16 protein-coding genes are annotated in these 17,514 nt (G+C 71.7%); 5 read left to right on the forward strand and 11 right to left on the reverse strand.

All coding sequences use genetic code 11. From position 1 onward, the window contains the following. The first annotated feature begins 62 nt into the window (after positions 1-62). Positions 63-542, forward strand: coding sequence for a hypothetical protein (locus tag BLT28_RS36950; protein WP_030428534.1), 480 nt, complete (start codon positions 63-65; stop codon positions 540-542). A 203-nt stretch (positions 543-745) separates the two neighbouring features. On the opposite strand, the gene BLT28_RS36955 is transcribed toward BLT28_RS36950, so the two are convergent. The 5 genes from BLT28_RS36955 to BLT28_RS36975 all read right to left on the reverse strand — a co-directional run bounded on the left by BLT28_RS36955 (position 746) and on the right by BLT28_RS36975 (position 7,150). After that, the gene (locus BLT28_RS36955) at positions 746-1,939 is read right to left on the reverse strand and encodes a hypothetical protein (RefSeq protein WP_030428533.1); all 1,194 of its coding nucleotides are present in this window, start codon (positions 1,937-1,939) and stop codon (positions 746-748) included. Positions 1,940-1,999: 60 nt separating this feature from the next. Continuing rightward, complete coding sequence (locus BLT28_RS36960) at positions 2,000-3,169, reverse strand: hypothetical protein (protein WP_030428532.1); 1,170 nt, start codon at positions 3,167-3,169, stop codon at positions 2,000-2,002. 135 nt (positions 3,170-3,304) lie between these two features. Next, on the reverse strand, positions 3,305-4,981 hold the full coding sequence (locus BLT28_RS36965) for a fumarate hydratase (RefSeq protein ID WP_043810862.1): 1,677 nt from the start codon (positions 4,979-4,981) through the stop codon (positions 3,305-3,307). An 89-nt stretch (positions 4,982-5,070) separates the two neighbouring features. Continuing rightward, positions 5,071-6,024 (reverse strand): Gfo/Idh/MocA family protein, encoded by a 954-nt coding sequence (locus BLT28_RS36970; protein ID WP_030428530.1) that lies wholly within the window; start codon positions 6,022-6,024, stop codon positions 5,071-5,073. Next, a complete protein-coding gene (locus BLT28_RS36975; RefSeq protein WP_030428529.1) occupies positions 6,017-7,150 on the reverse strand; it encodes an adenosylhomocysteinase in 1,134 nt (377 codons plus the stop codon). Before BLT28_RS36975 ends, BLT28_RS36970 begins: the two co-directional genes overlap by 8 nt. 57 nt (positions 7,151-7,207) lie before the next feature. On the opposite strand from BLT28_RS36975, the gene BLT28_RS36980 reads away from it, so the two are divergent. Then, positions 7,208-8,200: a LacI family DNA-binding transcriptional regulator gene (locus BLT28_RS36980; RefSeq protein ID WP_030428528.1), complete on the forward strand. Its 993-nt coding sequence runs from the start codon at positions 7,208-7,210 to the stop codon at positions 8,198-8,200. Positions 8,201-8,204: 4 nt separating this feature from the next. Next, positions 8,205-8,921 (forward strand): tyrosine-protein phosphatase, encoded by a 717-nt coding sequence (locus tag BLT28_RS36985; RefSeq protein ID WP_030428527.1) that lies wholly within the window; start codon positions 8,205-8,207, stop codon positions 8,919-8,921. Positions 8,922-9,353: 432 nt separating this feature from the next. Here BLT28_RS36985 and BLT28_RS36990 read toward each other — a convergent pair whose 3' ends face one another. Together BLT28_RS36990 and dtd are read right to left on the reverse strand one after the other, a co-directional pair. Then, positions 9,354-10,328, reverse strand: a complete 975-nt coding sequence (locus BLT28_RS36990; RefSeq protein WP_052407096.1) for a sigma-70 family RNA polymerase sigma factor — start codon at positions 10,326-10,328, stop codon at positions 9,354-9,356. A gap of 275 nt (positions 10,329-10,603) precedes the next feature. Further along, entirely contained in the window at positions 10,604-11,029 is a 426-nt protein-coding gene (gene dtd, locus BLT28_RS36995; RefSeq protein ID WP_030428525.1) for a D-aminoacyl-tRNA deacylase, read from the reverse strand. A gap of 82 nt (positions 11,030-11,111) precedes the next feature. Between dtd and BLT28_RS37000 the strand changes: the two genes are divergently transcribed. Then, positions 11,112-12,176 (forward strand): C45 family autoproteolytic acyltransferase/hydolase, encoded by a 1,065-nt coding sequence (locus BLT28_RS37000; protein WP_052407095.1) that lies wholly within the window; start codon positions 11,112-11,114, stop codon positions 12,174-12,176. Between the two features lie 101 nt (positions 12,177-12,277). Here the strand turns inward: BLT28_RS37000 and BLT28_RS37005 are convergent, their stop codons facing one another. Continuing rightward, entirely contained in the window at positions 12,278-13,606 is a 1,329-nt protein-coding gene (locus BLT28_RS37005; protein WP_052407094.1) for an NAD(P)/FAD-dependent oxidoreductase, read from the reverse strand. Positions 13,607-13,699: 93 nt separating this feature from the next. Beyond that, on the reverse strand, positions 13,700-15,235 hold the full coding sequence (locus tag BLT28_RS37010; protein WP_030428522.1) for a PucR family transcriptional regulator: 1,536 nt from the start codon (positions 15,233-15,235) through the stop codon (positions 13,700-13,702). Between the two features lie 62 nt (positions 15,236-15,297). Between BLT28_RS37010 and BLT28_RS37015 the strand changes: the two genes are divergently transcribed. Then, positions 15,298-15,618, forward strand: a complete 321-nt coding sequence (locus BLT28_RS37015; RefSeq protein WP_030428521.1) for a DUF3099 domain-containing protein — start codon at positions 15,298-15,300, stop codon at positions 15,616-15,618. Between the two features lie 46 nt (positions 15,619-15,664). Here BLT28_RS37015 and BLT28_RS37020 read toward each other — a convergent pair whose 3' ends face one another. Together BLT28_RS37020 and BLT28_RS37025 are read right to left on the reverse strand one after the other, a co-directional pair. Beyond that, positions 15,665-16,552 carry a carbohydrate kinase family protein gene (locus BLT28_RS37020; protein WP_030428520.1) on the reverse strand — a complete coding sequence of 296 codons (888 nt, stop codon included), beginning with the start codon at positions 16,550-16,552 and terminating at the stop codon, positions 15,665-15,667. Beyond that, entirely contained in the window at positions 16,549-17,472 is a 924-nt protein-coding gene (locus BLT28_RS37025) for a pseudouridine-5'-phosphate glycosidase (protein ID WP_030428519.1), read from the reverse strand. Before BLT28_RS37025 ends, BLT28_RS37020 begins: the two co-directional genes overlap by 4 nt. Positions 17,473-17,514 lie beyond the last annotated feature (42 nt).

Genomic DNA, 17,514 nt, shown 5'->3' on the forward strand with positions numbered 1-17,514 from the left:
TGGCATCTCAATGAGTTTCGGTTCCGAGCAACCCGGGGCCGGGGAGCTTCCGTCTCTAGGGCATGAGACGCATAGCAACCGTAGTCGGCACCGGAGCGCTGTTGCTCGCCATGGCGGCGTGTGGCTCGGAGGTGGGCTTCGGCGGCCAGCCGTCGAACAAGCCGACCGCGACCAGCACGCCCGGTCAGCCGACGTCCGACCCGAACATCGCGATCCCGAAGCCGCCCGAGGGCGGCACCGCGATCCCGGACAAGCAGCTGGACCCGGCCAGCCAGGACATGGACGGCTACAAGCGCCTGGTCTGGACGAAGGACAACGGTGCCACGGTCGGCACCTACGGCCGCGAGGGCGGGTGCAGCAAGGTCACCGGTGAGGCCGTCGAGCAGACGGACAAGAGCATCAAGCTCCTGCTGACCGAGAAGGTTCCGGCCAAACCCCAGGCTTGCACGATGGACATGCGCTACCCACCGGTCGAGGTGAAGCTGGCCAAGCCGCTGGGCGAGCGCACCGTCTCCGTCGAGCAGCGGATCGAGAAGAAGTAGGGCTCGTCCGTGGGGTCTCGTTCGATGAGAGCCTGCCTCGGCCGGAGGCCGAAGCCGGGACACAGCGAGGTCGTTCCCGGCGGCGCCGCCAGGGGCGGCCTCGGCCCGGCTGTCGCGAACACGGACTCCGCGGACACGCCCTCCCGCGTTGAGGGCGGCGCGACCGGCAGCAGGGGCCGGAAGCGCCGCCTTCCGCATCAGGGTCACTCGCCGAACACCGCGGTCAGCGCACTGATGGCGACCAGCACCGTCAGCAAGGTGACGAGCGCGTTGGCCACCCGCCACCGCTCCGGCACGGTGTAGAGCACCTCGGTCTCCGGCCCGGCGGGCACGCCCAGTGGCGCGAGGTCGGAGCGCATCGGCGCCACGTGCCCGTCCGTGCTGGACGCGCACACCAGCAGCGCCGCTCTGCCCACAGTGGACAGTTCCGGCCGCTCCCCGGTGATCTCCGGAGCCGGCACCTCGGCGAGATTCTCTTTCACTGCCAAGGCATCCAGTCGTTCCGTCCATCGCTTCGACCACTCCGCCAAGCTCGGTTCGCCGTGGTCCCGCTCCACCTGAACGGCGAGATCCGCCCGCAACGCGGCGAGAACCCGTTCCTTGCCGAGCTCGTGGAGCTCCACTGTGGACAGTCCATCGATCCGCGACGGCCAGCACCGCGTCAGCCCGAGTTCGAGCGCGTGATCGGCTTCGTCCGGCGGTGAGTGCGTCGCGAACACCGTCTCCAGCATCGCCGCCGACGCCACGCCCGCGTGCGCGATCGAGCGCAGGTCCTGCCGGGTGATCCGCAGGTCCAGCGGGGTGATCGCGGCCGAGCGCTCCGGTTCCTGCTCGACGCCCAGCTCGCGGAACACCGGCTCCCGCCACTCTGGCGGAACCGGTCCCCAGAACGCCCCGGCTCGGTCCCACGCGACCACGTACTCGGAGATGTTCGGCAGGTCCTCGGCGTCCTCGATGTCCTCCGCGGGAAGGCCGTAGAAGCCGGGATCGCGCCCGCTCGCGGCGATGATGCCCGTCGCCGCGATGAGCACCGCACTCGTCCGCAACCCCTGCGCCACCGAGAGCGCCGAGGGGTCCAGCCAGATCACGGAGGCGCTGTGCGAGTTCGGCTTGGAGGTCTCCACCAGACCGACGTGGCCGTCCTGCCGCGTCAGCCAGCTCACGCCCCACGGCACGACACCGTTGCGCCGGGTGAGGAACGCGAGCACCGCGACGACCACCGCCGGGACGGTGATCATCCACCACGGCGGCGCGAACTCCGGGTTCACTACCGGCCCGAGCACCGCGCAGGCCACCGACCCGGCTAGCAAGGTCCATCGTGCCAGGGGCAGCGAACTGTCGCCGGTCTCGCCGGAGATCGGCAGCGACCACGCGGGCAGCCAGGGGTACTGGTTCATGGCGTGGAGTATTGCCGCGCGGTCCTGATTCGTCGCCTGTTTTGCCGTGGTGGAACCGGATCAGGGCAGGATTGCCGAGGCCGCAACGACGAGCAGCGCCCCGGTCAGCACCAGCAGCGCGTTGTCCAGCAGCCGCCAGCGCCGCGCCGCGGGCGGCCGGAGCACGGCCACCGTGGACGGCCGCTCCGGCACGCCGACCGTGAGCAGCTTGGGGCGCAAGGGAACCGCGCTCACGTCGGTCTCCGACGCCATCAGCCGCACGGCCACCGCCGCGGAGTCCGACAGCTCCTGCCGCGTCGTGCAGACCTCGGCGGGCGGTACCCGCTCCAACCCCTGCTCGTAGGCGATCGAGTCCAGCCGGTCCTGCCAGCGGCGCGCCCAGCGCTCGACGCGCTGCTGCTCCTCCGGGTCGTCCGCCGCGCGCTTCTCGTCCTGTTCCACCTGCAGCGCCAGGTCGGCCCGCAGCGAGCTGACCAGCACAGCGGGCTCCAGGTCCGGATGCCCGTCCACTCTGGACGGCCAGCAGCGGGAATAGCCCAGCCCCAGCCGCTCGTCGGTCTCCGCCGGTGCGGCGAAGCCACCGAGCAGCTCCTCCAGCCGGTGTCCCGGGGCGATCCCGGTCGCGGCGATGGTGCGCACGTCCTCCATCGTGATCCGCCCGCACGTCCACTGCGGCGACGAGTCGGAGAACCACCCCAGGACACGCTCGCGAGCCCTGCTGAACCGGGTGATTCCACCGCTGAGCCCGATCCGCGGTGCCAGCACCTGCCCGGCGCCGTCCCGGTCGGCCAGCACCAGCTCGGCGGGGTGCGCCTGCGCGAGCGCCAGGAACTGCTCCTCCTCGGCGTCGCGGCCGGTGCAGCGCAGCAGCCGGACCGCGGTCTCGCTCACCGGCCGCGCGCGCGATCCGGCGAGCACGGCGGTCATCTCCGGGCCGAACCAGGTCAGCGAGCCGATCCTGGGATCGCCGGGCACGGGGTAGCCGGTGGTCAGCAGGCCGACCCGGCGCCCGTCCCTGACCGCCCACGTCACCCCTTCGGGGATCCGGCCGTTGCGGCGGCCGAACACCGACAGCACCGCGAGCACCACCGCGACCGCGGGCAGCACCCACCGCGGCGGTTCCACTCCGACCACGCGCATCTCGGCGAAGGCGCCCACGAGCGCGACGATCCCCAGCAGGGTGAACCTGATCAGCGGCAGCACCCGCACCGGCCGGTGGTGCAGTACCACCGCTTCTCCCGGCAACCAGGGAAAACGAAGCCAGGACGAAACAGGTTGACCGAAAACGCGCTCGCGGGGTCGAGCATCGGCAGCGCTCATGCTGATCAGTATCAGCGCTCTTGCTCAACCCGCCTCCTCAAAGTCCTATTTTCGAAAGGAGATCTGCAGCGTCGGCTGCGAGGTGCCCGCGAAGAAGTCCTCACCCTTGTCGTCGACCACGATGAACGCGGGGAAGTCCTCCACCTCGATCTTCCAGACGGCTTCCATGCCGAGCTCCGGGTACTCCAGGACCTCGACCTTGCGGATGCAGTCCTGGGCCAGCCGCGCGGCCGGACCGCCGATGGAGCCCAGGTAGAAGCCACCGTGCTGCTTGCACGCTTCGGTGACCTGCTTGGAGCGGTTGCCCTTGGCCAGCATCACCAGTGAGCCGCCCGCGGCCTGGAACTGCTCCACGTAGGAGTCCATCCGCCCGGCCGTGGTGGGGCCGAACGAACCGGAGGCGTAACCCTCCGGGGTCTTGGCCGGACCGGCGTAGTAAACGGGGTGATCACGCAGGTACTGCGGCATTTCCTCGCCGGCGTCGAGGCGTTCCTTGATTTTCGCGTGCGCGATGTCGCGGGCCACCACCAGCGGACCGGTGAGCGACAACCGGGTTTTCACCGGAAGCGCGGACAGGGTTGTGCGGATCTCGCTCATCGGCCGGGTCAGGTCGATCTTCACGACCTCGTCGGAGAGCTGGTCGTCGGCCACCTCGGGCAGGAACCGCGCGGGGTCGCGCTCCAGCTGCTCCAGGAACACCCCGTCCGGGGTGATCTTGGCCTTCGCCTGGCGGTCCGCCGAGCAGGACACCGCGATGCCCACCGGGCAGGACGCGCCGTGCCGGGGCAGCCGGATCACCCGCACGTCGTGGCAGAAGTACTTGCCGCCGAACTGCGCGCCGATGCCGAACTGCCTGGTCATCTCCAGGACCTGCTGTTCGAGGTCGACATCGCGGAAGGCGTGCCCGGTGGCCGAGCCCTCGGTGGGCAGCGTGTCCAGGTAGCGCGCGGACGCCAGCTTGGCGACCTTCAGGTTGTGCTCGGCCGACGTGCCGCCGACGACGATCGCCAGGTGGTACGGCGGGCACGCGGCGGTGCCGAGGCCGCGCAGCTTCTCGTCGAGGAACTTCGCCAGCCGCGAGGGGTTCAGCAGCGCCTTCGTCTCCTGGTAGAGGAAGGTCTTGTTGGCGCTGCCGCCGCCCTTGGCCATGAACAGGAACTCGTAGTACGGCTCCGTGCCGGGCTTGCTGAACAGCTCGATCTGCGCGGGCAGGTTCGTGCCGGTGTTGCGCTCGTCCCAGAAGGTCAGCGGGGCCAGCTGCGAGTACCGCAGGTTCAGCTCCTGGTAGGCGTCGAAGATCCCCCTGGACAGGGCCTTCTCGTCCGCGCCGCCGGTGAGCACGCTCTCGGTGCGCTTGCCCATCACGATCGCGGTGCCGGTGTCCTGGCACATGGGCAGCACCCCGCCCGCGGCGATGCAGGCGTTGCGCAGCAGGTCCATCGCGACGAAGCGGTCGTTGCCGCTGGCCTCGGGGTCGTCCACGATCGCGCGCAGCTGGGCGAGGTGCGACGAGCGCAGCAGGTGCTGGATGTCCTTGATCGCCTCGCGGGCGAGCAGGGTCAGCGCCTCGGGGGCGATCTCCAGGAACCGCCTGCCCGCGGCCTCGACGACACGGACGCCCTCGCTGGTCAGCAGGCGGTACTCCGTGGTGTCCGGCCCCAGTGGCAGCAGGTCGGTGTACTGGAACTCGGTCGTGGTGGTGGCGGTCACAGTGGCGCTCACGTGGGCGTGCTCCCTTGCGCGCTTCGGGTACGCGGGGGACGTTACCTCTAAGCGCCGACAGCCCCGTCGTGACCGGGGTGTGATCCTTCTCAGCCCCGCGGCGCCATCCCGCTGACCTGGTAGATCCGATCGATCACCCGCATGTTCGCCGTGGCGTCCGCCCCACCCGTGAGGGGAGCGGCGCCCCCGCGGAGGGCCGCGGCGAAGGCGGCGAGCTGGCAGTCGAAGGTCGTCGGCAGCGGGTCGACCGGCTCGGGCGCGCCACCGTCGTGGCTGATCAGCGCGCCGGCCTGGGGCAGAGTCGGGTTGGTCACGTGCAACCGCCCGTGTTCGCCGACGACGGTCAGGGTGATCTCCGGTCCCTCGGCCATCGAGCACCGGACCGCGGCCGTTCCCCCACCCGGAAGTGCGAGTGTTGCGGCCATGGCAAGGTCCACGCCGGGCACTTCCCGCACGGCCTCGGCCCGCACCACCCCGGGCTCGGCGCCGGTGAGCGTGCGGATGAGGTGCACGGGATAGCAACCGAGGTCCATCAGCGCCCCGCCCGCCAGCTCCGGGTCGTGCCGGATGTCGGAGCGATCGGGGATCGGCACGTTCGACACGGCCTCGATGGTGCGGATCGCGCCGAGCCCCGCGACGAGGTCGATCAACCGCGACGTCAGCGGGTGGTAGCGGTAGTGGAACGCTTCCATCAGCACGCGGTCCCCGGCCGCCGCGACCATTGCTTCGGCCTGGGTCGCATTGGCGGCGAAAGGCTTCTCCACCAACACGTTCCGGCCCGCGCGCAGTGCGGTGACGGACCACTCGGCGTGCGCGGACGGCGGTAGCGCGACGTACACCGCGTCCAATGAGCCGTCTTCGACCAACGCCATGTAGTCCTTGTGCGCCTTGGCAATTCCGTGTTGTCGCGCGTAGTCCTGGGCACGCGCGTGGTCGCGGGCGGCGATCGCGGCGACTTCGAAGCCGTTCGCGCGAGCGGGTGCGATCACGGCCTTCTCGGCGATGCGGCCCGCGCCCAGGATGCCGATGCGGAGGTCAGACACTCGTGCTCCTCAGGGCGACGTAGTCGGTGGCGACGCGTTCGTCGATCGCCGTCGGCACTGGCACAACACAGGAATCCGGCCCGACCGCACCGGTGGCGACGGCTTCCAGGCAACGGCTCTGCAAGGCGAACCCGAGGTCCATGGACTCCACGGAGTTGCCCAGCGCACGCGGCCCCGCGAGGTTCACCATGTGCCCGCCGCCGAGCAGGTACAGCCGCTTGCCGTCCACCAGGCGCACGGTGTCGATGCCCTCAGCGCCCGGTGTGACCTCGGCGTCGCCAAGGTTGATCTCGTCGGGGAAGTGACCGGCGTTCGCCAGGATCGTGTCGTTCTTGAGCAGTGCCAGGTCCTCCGGCAGCAGCACGTCGCGGGCTCCGGTGACGGTGACGACGACCTCGGCGGAGCTGAGCGCGGTCGCGCGGTCCAGCACGTCGAAGCCGTCCAGGTGCGCGCGCAGCCTGGCCACCGGGTCGACCTCGATCACGGACACGACGGCGTGCGCCTGCCGGAAGCATTCGGCCACGCCGCGACCGCACGCGCCGTAGCCGAGGACGGTCACCCGCGCGCCGTGCGGCGTCCGGTTGGTGATGCGCAGGAAGGACTCCAGCACGCTGAGCCCGACCGCGCGCGTGTTCTCCGCGAACTGCTTGATCGGGCTGTCGTTGACCACGAGCACGGGCCTCGCCAGCTCGGCGCGCAGGGGCTCCAGGCGCATCCGGCCCGAGGTGGTCTCTTCCGTGCCGCCGAGCAGGCGTTCGTACGGGCGCGCCAGGTAGCGCTCGAACAGCTCCCCGCCGTTGTCCAGCAACAGGTGCGGCTCCGCGTCGAGCACCCGCTCCAGCTCGGCCAGGTGCGTGTCGTGGTCTGTCGTGGTGCTGCCGACCACGCGGACGCCGTGCGCGCGGAGGTAGTCGACCGTCTCGGCCTGCGTGCTGTTGAGGTTGCCCGCCGCGATGATCTCGGCGCCGCCCCTGCGCAAGGTCAGCAGCAGCGCGGCGGTCTTGGGTTCGAGGTGGATGGCGGTGCCGATGACCATGTGCGCGAAGGGCCGCGTGCGGTCGAACTCGGCGCCGATCGCCGACAGCAGACCGCAGCTGCCGACCACCCAGGGGATACGTGAGAGCACGACCGCAGCGTGCGGCGTCAAACGTTTGACGTCAAGCGTGTGACGTAGGCTGCCGCGATGGTTCGCGAAGGCAGGGTCAGCGCACGGGACGTCGCCGAGCACGCCGGGTGCTCGGTCTCCGCGGTGTCCTTGGTGGTCAACGGCAAGGACGCCGGCCGGATCTCCCCGGAGCTGCGCGAGCGCGTCCTCGCGGCGGTCACCGAGCTGGACTACCGGCCGAACCGCTCCGCGCGGAGCCTGGTCACCGGCGACTCCGGCACGATCTGCGTCGTTCTGCCCGATCCGGCGAACCCGTTCTTCGGCGACGTCCTCGCCGGGCTCGGCGCGGCACTGGGCGACGAGCACACCCTCGCCCTGGTGCTGCCGACCTCGGGAACCGACTACGACCAGCGGACGGTGCTGCGCGCGTACTCGCTCGACCCGGCGGGCGTCGTGCTGATCAGCCCGGGCGAGCCGGTCCTGCGCGGCTTGGTGCCGAGGTGCCCGACGCTCGTCGTCGACGCCCCGGGGCGCACACCGCCGCTGCCGCGCGTGGACCTCGACACGGTCGCCGCGGGTGAGCTGATCAGCGACCACCTCACCGCGCTCGGGCACCGCGGCTTCGGCTACATCGGGCCGAAGAGCGACAAGCCGACGTTCCGCACGCGTCGCGAGGCGTTCCTGGACCGGGTGACGGGCGCGGAGGTGCTGCACACCCTCGACCTGCCCGACTGGGACCCGCTGGCCGCCGCGGTCACCATGGCGTCGGTGCTGCCGGGCTGGCTGGACTCCGGAGTGACCGCCGTCGTGTGCGCCGACGACCTCCTCGGCTACGGCGTCCTCACGGCGCTTGACCGGCTCGGCCGCTCCGGTGTCGCGGTCGTGGGCATGGGCGACCTGCCGTTCTCGCAGCTCTGTCGTCCGGCGCTGACGTCGGTGGACTTCGCCGGGCGCCGCGCGGGGGAGCTGGCGGGCCAGTCGTTGCTGTCGTGGATCAGCACCGGGGAGCGGCCGCGCCGGGCACGCGTCCCTGCGAAGCTGATGGTCCGTGCCTCGACCGAGAAGGGATGAGCGGATGACCGAGCTGGCCAACGCCAGGGATCTGGGCGGCCTGCCGATCGCGGACGGACGCACCACGCGAGCGGGCGTGCTCTACCGCTCGGACGCTCCGCACGCGGGCGACCGGAGCCCGGAGCTGCCGAGCTGGCCGCCGGCTCTGGTGATCGATCTCAGGGCCACCGCGGAGCATGCGGGCAGCGCGCACCCGCTGGCCGGGCCGGACACCGCGGTGCGCCGCATCCCGCTGCTCGAAGCCGTGGTCGCGGAGCTGAACGAGCCTTCGGCGCCGACCGCGCCCGCGGACAAGGACCTCGCGGCCGTCTACGTGGGCATGCTCAAGGCCTCGTCGGCCGAGTTCGTCGAGGTGCTGCGCCTCGTGGCGGGTTCTGAGGGCCCTGTGCTCGTGCACTGCGCCGCAGGCAAGGACCGCACCGGTGTGGCCACGGCGCTCGCTCTGGCGGCCGTCGGCGTGACCCGCGAGGCGATCGTGGCGGACTACGTGGCGACCCAGGCGAACATGGAGCGGGTCATCGCGCGGATGACCGGCGGCGTGCTGTTGCCCGAGGGCGTCGACTTCGAGCCGATCCGCCACCTCTTCGAGGCTCCCGCCCGCGCCATGGAGGCCGTCCTCGACCACCTCGACGCCCACCCCCGCGGCCCCCTCGGCTGGCTGGACGACCACGGCCTCAGCCCCGCCACCACCGCCCGCCTCACCACCCGCCTGGTCGGCTGACCCCACGAAGAGCCCACTCCACACCCAGGACAAGCGCGAAGCCCGAGCGACTGGTGCTGTTCCCCGCAACCCAACGGAACCGAGGTTGGTCACCACCGAACGCAACCGTGCTGGTTCAGCAGGAACTCGCACCGCAGGGGGGCACGGGGGGAGTCGCTCCCCCCGGCGTGACGCCGAACCGACGCCCCCGGCGAGCGCTCCCCGCGAGCAGGCGTCGCCGAGTCGGAAGGCCGGACCCGCCCCCGACGGGTCCGACCTCCCGGGGTGGGCGGACGCCCGAACCGGAGCGCGTTCGTCCGCTGAGTTTGCCGTCGGGGCAATCGTTGACTTTGCCGTGATTCACATCACACGTCAACGCTGCCGTTGGGGTGGTTCCGACCGTGACGGCCGGGGTCCGGTGGTCACGAAGCGTCCGAACCCCCGCCGGGACGATCAGCTGGCGTAGGCGCGGAGCTTCTCGGCGCGCTCGCCCTGGCGCAGCTTCGACATGACCTCGCGCTCGATCTGCCGGACCCGCTCCCTGGACAGGCCGAACAGCCTGCCGATCTGGTCCAGGGTCTTGGGCTGGCCGTCGTCGAGGCCGTAGCGCAGCCGGATCACGTGCTGCTCGCGGTCGTCCAAAGTGGACAGAACGCGGCGCAGGTCGTCCTGCAGCAGCGTGGAGATGACCGCGCTCTCGGCGTCGGTGGCCTCGGAGTCCTCGATGAAGTCGCCGAGCGGGGCGTCCTCCTCGGTGCCCACCGGCATGTCCAGGCTCACCGGGTCCCGCGCGTGGTCGAGCAGGTCGGCGATCTTGCCCTCCGGCAGGCCGGACTCGGCGGCCAGCTCCTCGTGCGTGGCCTCGCGGCCCAGCTGCTGGTGCAGGTCGCGCTTGATCCTGGCGAGCTTGTTCACCTGCTCCACCAGGTGGACCGGGAGCCGGATGGTGCGGCCCTGGTCGGCCATGCCCCTGGTGATCGCCTGGCGGATCCACCACGTCGCGTACGTGGAGAACTTGAAACCCTTGGTGTAGTCGAACTTCTCCACCGCGCGGATCAGCCCCAGGTTGCCTTCCTGGATGAGGTCCAGCAGCGGCATGCCGCGGCCGGTGTAGCGCTTGGCCAGCGAGACCACCAGGCGGAGGTTGGCCTCCAGCAGGTGGTTCTTGGCCCGGTGGCCGTCCCGGACGAGCGCCTTGAGGTCGGCCTTGCGCTGCGGCGCAAGGGACTTCGCCGTGTCGAGCATGTGCTGGGCGAAGACGCCCGCCTCGATCCGCTTGGCCAGCTCGACCTCGTCCGCGGCGGTGAGCAGCGCGGTCTTGCCGATACCGTTGAGGTAGACCCGGACCAGGTCGGCTGCCGGTCCCTGCGCGTCGAGGTCGATCTCGGCGGGCGCGTTCAGTTCGGTTACGGTCTGCGGGACGGTCATCGGGCTTCCTCCCCGGTCGGTGGCTGCTGGCGGAAAACGCCGTCGGGCACTGCGCGCTGTGATGCAGCGCCTGCGCTCCCTTGCGCGGCGAGCCTCGGCAGGTCGGGTCCCCCCTGGGGTATCCGCGCTGTCTCGGCTGGACACTGTCAGAACGAGCACGAACGCGTTTTCGTTCCCGTGTCTCACAATTAGCAAGACGTCACATGGAGTCACGCGGTTGCCCAGCCGACCCTGAGGATTGTCTGAGAGAACCCGGCGCTTTTCTCAGGACGCGCTCAGACCTCGACCATGACGGTGAACGGCCCGTCGTTCACGCTCTCCACGGCCATCGCGGCGCGGAAACGGCCGGTCGCCACGCGCGCTCCCCGGCTGAGAAGATCCTCAGTTACGGCCTGTACCAAGGGTTCCGCGTGTTCCGGACGCGCCGCCGCGGTCCACGAAGGACGGCGACCTTTGCGCGTGTCGCCATAGAGCGTGAACTGACTCACCACCAGAAGTGGCGCCCCGGTCGTCGCGCACGACTGCTCGTCCCGCAGAATCCTGAGCTCGAAGAGCTTGCGCGCCATGGTCACCGCTTGTTGCACACCGTCGGTGTGCGTGACTCCCAGTAGCACCAGCAGTCCCGGCTCGTCGATCTCGCCGACGACCTCGTCGCCCACCGTCACGCGTGCCCGAGTGACCCGGGTCACCACAGCTCTCATTCCGCTGATCTTTTCATGGTTACAACGGAGCCCTCCGCGACGACAGGGGAGGCGGGAACTCATCGACACGAGGGGCAGGCGCATGGCGGTGCTGATCGACCACCACGAACTGGGCGGCATGCCGTGGGTGGTGGTGCGGGGCGAGCGGCACGCGGCCTTCCGGGCACTGGGCGCCGAGTTCGCCGAGCGGGTCCGGGCGCTCGTGCTCGGCATGCCCGAGCTGGCCGGGATGCGGCGCTACGAGGCGACCGGGGCAGGGGCCCAGGAGCTGAGCGAGCTGATCCGGCTGACCGAGCGCGGAGCGCCGCAGCAGTACGCCGAGCTGGCGGAGCTGGCCAAGGGCGCGGACATCCCGCTGCGCACCCTCCTGCTGGCCAACCTGCGCGGTGACGTGCCCAACGACGTCAGCACCGCCGGGTGCTCGGACGTGCTGTGGCGAGGACGCCGTTCGGTGCTCGCCCACAACGAGGACGGCGCGGTGGGCCAGGACGAGCAGCTGGTGCTGCTCACCCTGCGCCTGGAGGACGAGCCCGCCGTCACCGCGCTGTGGTACCCGGGTTTCCTGCCGGGCAACGCGTTCGTGGTGACCGGGCTCGGCATGGTGTTCGGGCTCGACCACATCCCGCTGGTGCGGCCGAAGCCCGGGATCGGCAGGCACTTCGTCGCCCGCGCCCTGCACGGCGTGCGCGGCGTCGAGGACGTGGTGCGCTTCCTGGGCAGGAACCCGAGCGCGGGCGGCTTCGCCTACAACGTGGGCGATCTGGAGACGGGGCGGCTGCTCCAGGTGGAGAGCGCCAGCGGCGACATCGCCATGCACGAGCCGGACGCCACCAAGCCGTGGGCCTGGCACACCAACCACCTGCGCTACCTGACCGAGCAGCCGGACCGGGCCAGCGCGTCGAGCGTGGCCAGGGCCCAGGCGCTCACCCGGCTGTCCCCGCCGAAGACCGACCCGCGCGCGGAGTGGTTCCTCGACGTCCTCACCCGGCCGACGCCGCGCGGGGTCTACCGCGATCCGGTCCCCGGCGACCAGTCGGCCACCCTGTGCTCCTTCGTCGCCGACCTGAGCGCCAGGGAGGTCACCGTCGCGCTCCGCGGCGGCACTCCGGCCACCGTCTCGGTCGACCGCCTGCTCAGCGGTCCCTGAGCGCCCGTCGCCCCGGGGGAAGGCAGCGCCCCCGGGGAGACGGATGAGGTGACCGGCGGAACCCGCCGGTCACCCGCTCCCGTTCGGTCCGACCCCTGCCGTCAGGCCGAACGACGCACGAGGGAGCGCAAGCCGCCCCGGTGCGGGTCGAAGGGGTGCAGCGCGGCGGGGGCCTTGCCGGTCACCATCTGCTCGGCGAGCAGCTGACCGGTCAGCGGGCCCAGGGTCACGCCCCACATGCCGTGCCCGCCCGCGACGTACACGCCGGGCACCTTGGTCTCGCCGATCAGCGGCAGGCCGTCCGGGGTGACCGGGCGCGGGCCGACCCAGGTCTCCGCGCGCTCGGTCCAGTCGACGCCGGTGAGCAGCTTGCGCGCGGAGTTGACGATCGAGGTCACCCGCCGCGGGTCCAGCGGGGCGTCGGCGTGGCGGAACTCCATGGTCCCGGCCACCCGCAGCCGTCCCTGGTACGGCGTGCAGGCCACGCGCACGGCCGGGAAGTACACCGGGCACGGCACGTCCTCGGTCACCGGCACGCTGAAGGAGTAGCCGCGGCCCGCGCGCACCGGCATCTTCACGCCGAGCGGCCTGGCCAGCTCGTCCAGCCAGGAGCCGGTGGCCAGCACCACGGTGTCGGCGTGCACGGGGTCACCGGCGAACGCCTCGACGGTGACGCCCTTCGGGCCGTGCCGCAGGGTGCGCGCGGTGAAGCCGGTGCGGATCTCGCCACCGCGCTCGCGCACCGCGTCGGCCAGCGCCTGGGTGAAGGCGCCCGGGTCGATGTAGCGTTGGCCGTCCAGCCGCAGCGCCAGCTCGACGTTGCCGGAGACCTGCGGGACCGCCTTGCGCACCTCGGCGCCGGACAGCTCGGTGAACTTGATCTCCTGGCCCGCCTGGTTGATCAGCTCCAGCTCGTGCCGGAGGTCGGCGGCCTGCTCGGCGCGCTCGAAGGCGGCCATGATCGGCGCGTCGACGGTCTTGGCCGCGACACCGTTGCCGGTGAGCACGTCGAAGGCGTCGAGGGCGCCGGCGTTGACCGGCAGGTAGTGCTTCATCGCCTTGCGCCACTGGGGCATCGTGCAGTGCGAGGCGAAGCGGGTGAGGAACGCCCACAGCTTCGGGTCCGGCTTGGTCGGCACGTACAGCGGCGCGTCCGGGTCCATCAGCGAGCGGAAGCCGTAGCGGAGCACGCTCGGCTCGGGCAGCGGGATCGCCAGGCCGGGGGAGATCCAGCCGGCGTTGCCCCAGGACGCGCCCGCGCCCACCTCGGCGCGCTCGACCACGGTCACCTCGACACCGTGCTCCTGGAGGAACCAGGCGACGGAGAGGCCGACGATGCCCCCGCCGACGACGACGACGGTGCGCGGCTGTCCTGCTGCGGTCACGGTGGCCTCCCTGCTGTCACATGCTCGACCCCGCGAGCGGGTCATCGGCGTTCCTGGCCTGATGGCAGCAACTATGAGCTGGGGAAACACCCGTGGCACTGGCATTTCCGGACAAATATCGCGGTCCGGTTTGTCAGCTCAGGACAACGTCGTCGCGGTGAGCGCGATGGCCAGCGCGAGCCGCTGCTCGGGGTCGTCGAGCCGCACCGTGGTCAGCTGTTCGATCTTGCGTAGCCGGTAGCGCAGGGTGTTCGGGTGCACCGCGAGCCGCTGCGCCGCGGCGCGGACATCGCCCTGGGCGGCCAGCCACGTCCGCAGCGTCTCGGCGTAGGCGGTGCCGTTCTCCTCGTCCTGCCGCAGCAGTTCGGCGACCGGGCCGCGGCTCGGCAACCGTCCGGCTTCCGCCACCGCCGCCAGGCGCAGCAACAGCACCTGTGACCACGCCTCGTCGTAGGAGACCGTTGTGCCCGCCGAAGGCAGAACCGCTGACACCGCAAGGCATTCGTCGGCTTCGTGACGACTCGACGGCAGCTCGGCGGTCGTTGCCGTGCCCCCGATGCCCGCGTGCAGCACCACCTCGGACGGCAGCTCCGCGGACAGCGCGCGCACCCAGTCCCGCGCCGCATCGGTGTTCTCGCCGCAGGGCAGCACCGTGTAGAGCACGTTGCCCAGCAGTGCGCTGCGGCCCGGGCGGGACCAGCCGAACCCGGCGGTGGCGCGCTCGAAGGCCAGCAGGGCGGCCCCGTGCTCGGCTTCCCCGGCGTCGGCGCGCAACGCGATCACCCGCAGCCCCGTCGTCGGCAGGCCGAGGCGGGCGAGGACCGCGGGCGCGTCGGCATCGCCCTCCATGAGACGCACGACCAAATCGCTCTCGCCGCGCCGTTCGAGGTCCGAACTGGCTCGCGCCCGCAACAGGTGCAGTGCGGCGGTGCGCGCCCCGTCGACCAGCCCGGCCATCCGCTGCGGGGAGACCGGGGGCTCCGCCTCCACCCACACCGACCCCAGCAGCTCCCGCCCGGCGCGGATCGCCACGACGAGCCGGGCACCGAGGCCGGGGATCAGCGACGGCACCACAAGCGGCTCGTCGGAGACCGCGAGGTGTTTGAAGACGCCCTGGTCCTCCAGCGCTTTCAGCACGTCGGGCGGGACCCTGCGGCCGAGGATCGTCTGCACCCGCGCCGCGTCGACGGCTTCCTGGCGTCCGGAGTAGGCCAGCACACGCGACTGCTGGTCCTCGATCGTCACCGGCCCGCCCACCACGGCCGCGATCGCGTCGGCCACCGCGAACAGGTCGCCGGGGTGCTCGCGGCTCGCCGAGGTCCCACCGAGCACCAGGGTGTGCACGACACCCGCGAGGTGGCTCCACGGCACCTCGGGGTCGACCAGCAGCACCGCGACCCCAGCCCTGCGTGCGGCGGCCGAGATGCGCTCGTCCAGCGGCTGGCGCCCGTGCAGCACGAGCACCGCGGCGTTGGTCGTGCCGATCAGCCGGATCGCGGCCGCGACGGTTTTCGTACCCAAACCGAGCAGCACGTCACTGGGCGAAGTGGGGTAGTCCTCGGTGGGGTCGTGCAGGGCGACCCCACGCAGGTCGACGTCCCGGCCCCGGGGCGCCGCGCACAACACGGCTCCGACTCCGCCGAGCACGTCGACGAGGCGATCAAGGGCGACCATCACGACCCCTCGTTGTGTTCGTTGCACTCAGACGGTGGAAGTATGGGGTGTGGAGGTGGGACGTGAATGGTTCCCAGCGGGACGACACCCCGGTCCTGATCACCGAGGCCGCTCCGTCGTACGAAGACCAGTACGCCGCGCGCAAGCGCAAGTACCTGTTGATGATGTCCATGCGCATCCCGTGCCTGATCCTGGCCGGGGTGTTCTACCAGACCTGGTGGCTGGCGCTCGCCTTCGTGGTGATCTCCGTGCCGCTGCCGTGGATGGCCGTGCTCATCGCCAACGACCGCCCGCCGCGCAAGGCGGAGGAGGCCAACCGCTACCGCCCGCCGTCGACGACCCGGCAGCTCGAATCCCGCGAGCACCCCGTCATCGACGGCTGACCGCCCCGACCGCTGCGGGGTGCGGGGCGGTCAGCGACCGCAGCGCTCAGGGGCGGAGGGGTTGTGCGCCGATGTGCTGGACGGCGGTCGCGCCCGCGCGCACGCCGGAGAGCAGGAACTCCTCCGGTGGGAGCCCGGACAGCCAGCCGCTGAGCAGGCCCGCGTCGAAGGCGTCCCCGGCACCGGTGGAGTCCACGCACTCCACGCGCGGCGACTCCACCGAGACGATCCGCTCCGCGTCCACCCACGAGGCCCCGTCGCCGCCGGCGGTGACCGCGACCGCGCCGACCACGTCGAGCAGGTCCCGCGCCGCCTCCGGCTCCTTCGAACCGGTGAGCGCCACCAGCTCCTCGGTGTTGGGCAGCAACAGGTCCACACCGCGGATGTCGTCCACAAAGGACTCCACGCCGCCCGCGACGATCAGCGCAGCCGCCTGGGGGTCGACCGAGGTGGTCTTCCCGGCCTCGCGGGCGACGCGCAATGCGGCCAGCCCGGCCTCCCGCGACGAGGGGTCGAGCAGCACGTAGCCGGACAGGTGCAGGTGGTCCACGTCGGCGAGCAGCGCGGGATCGAGGTCCTCCGGCGACAACCGCGCGTTGGCTCCCCGGTCGGGCAGCATCGTCCGCTGGCCGTCGTCGTCGACGAGCACCACGACGCAGCACGTGTTCGCCACCGGGTCGAGGGTGAACGCGCAGCGCACGCCCACCGCGTTCAGCTCCGCGGTCACCTGCCGCCCGGCCGCGTCCGCGCCGACCCGCCCGACGAGCACGACATCGGCCCCGCAGTGCGCCAGCCACGCCGAGGTGTTGGCCCCGGCGCCGCCCGGCTGCAGCGTGACCGTGGACCGCACGTCACCGCCGTGCACCACCGGCCCGTGGTGCCTGGCGACGACGTCGAGCCCGGCGTCGCCGACGACCAGCACCCGCGGTCTCATGCCCGGTCCGCCAGCGCGACCGCGACCTCCGCGGCGACCCGCACGTTGGACTTCACCAGCTCGGTGTTGGCGGTCAGGCTGACGCCCTCGCTCGCGGTGTGGAAGTACTCCAGCAGCGCCGGCGTGACGTCCTTGCCGTGGACGTCCTCGCGCTCCAGCTTCGCCAGCCCGCCCGCGAGCAGCCGGTCGTGCAGGTCGCGGTCCATCTCGTGCTCGACCGGGATCGGGTTCACCAGCAGCACGCCCGCGCGGCCCGGCACGTGCGCCCGGTGGGTGCCGATCACCGCGGCGGCGTCCTTGGCGCTGTCCACCCGCCACGGCACGTCCAGCCCGGAATCGCGCAGGTAGAAGGCGGGGAAGCGGTCGGTCCCGTAGCCGAGCACTGGCACCGAGCTGGTCTCCAGCAGCTCCAGGGTGGCCGGGATGTCCAGGATCGACTTCACCCCGGAGCACACCACCGTGACCGGCGTCTCGGCCAGCACCCCGAGGTCGGCCGAGACGTCCCAGCTCTCCTGCGCCCCCCGGTGCACACCGCCGAGCCCGCCCGTGCCGAACACGCCGATGCCGGCGGCGTCGGCGATCGCGGCGGTGCTCGCGACCGTGGTCGCGCCGTCCACCCCGAGCGCGTACGCCGGGCCCAGGTCCCGCCGCGACAGCTTGACCAGCTTGTTCGCCGGATCGCACACGCGCTGCAGCTCCGCGTCGGTCAACCCGGCGACGGCCCTCCCGTCCAGGACCGCGATCGTGGCCGGGACGGCGCCCTGCTCGCGCACGATGCGCTCCAGCTCACGCCCCACGTCCAGGTTGGACGGGGCGGGCAGGCCGTGCGACAGCAGCGTGCTCTCCAGCGCGACCACCGCACGCCCCTCCGCGAGGGCTTCCGCCACCTCATCGCCCACCCGCAGCTGGCTCTCGGCCACCCGGTCCTCCTCAACTCACGCGTTCGAACTTGCTGTCCGGTT

Origin of the sequence: Allokutzneria albata (genome assembly GCF_900103775.1) — a bacterium.
GTDB classification, from domain to species: Bacteria; Actinomycetota; Actinomycetes; order Mycobacteriales; family Pseudonocardiaceae; genus Allokutzneria; species Allokutzneria albata.

Excerpts from the sequence above, each read along its gene's own strand:
- BLT28_RS36955 (WP_030428533.1), bottom strand. The coding sequence starts at position 1,939 with ATGAACCAGTACCCCTGGCTGCCCGCGTGGTCGCTGCCGATCTCCGGC.
- BLT28_RS36985 (WP_030428527.1), top strand. The coding sequence starts at position 8,205 with ATGACCGAGCTGGCCAACGCCAGGGATCTGGGCGGCCTGCCGATCGCG.
- BLT28_RS37010 (WP_030428522.1), bottom strand. The coding sequence starts at position 15,235 with ATGGTCGCCCTTGATCGCCTCGTCGACGTGCTCGGCGGAGTCGGAGCC.
- BLT28_RS36950 (WP_030428534.1), top strand. The coding sequence starts at position 63 with ATGAGACGCATAGCAACCGTAGTCGGCACCGGAGCGCTGTTGCTCGCC.
- BLT28_RS36980 (WP_030428528.1), top strand. The coding sequence starts at position 7,208 with ATGGTTCGCGAAGGCAGGGTCAGCGCACGGGACGTCGCCGAGCACGCC.
- BLT28_RS37000 (WP_052407095.1), top strand. The coding sequence starts at position 11,112 with ATGGCGGTGCTGATCGACCACCACGAACTGGGCGGCATGCCGTGGGTG.
- BLT28_RS36990 (WP_052407096.1), bottom strand. The coding sequence starts at position 10,328 with ATGACCGTCCCGCAGACCGTAACCGAACTGAACGCGCCCGCCGAGATC.
- dtd (WP_030428525.1), bottom strand. The coding sequence starts at position 11,029 with ATGAGAGCTGTGGTGACCCGGGTCACTCGGGCACGCGTGACGGTGGGC.
- BLT28_RS37005 (WP_052407094.1), bottom strand. The coding sequence starts at position 13,606 with ATGACCCGCTCGCGGGGTCGAGCATGTGACAGCAGGGAGGCCACCGTG.
- BLT28_RS37020 (WP_030428520.1), bottom strand. The coding sequence starts at position 16,552 with ATGAGACCGCGGGTGCTGGTCGTCGGCGACGCCGGGCTCGACGTCGTC.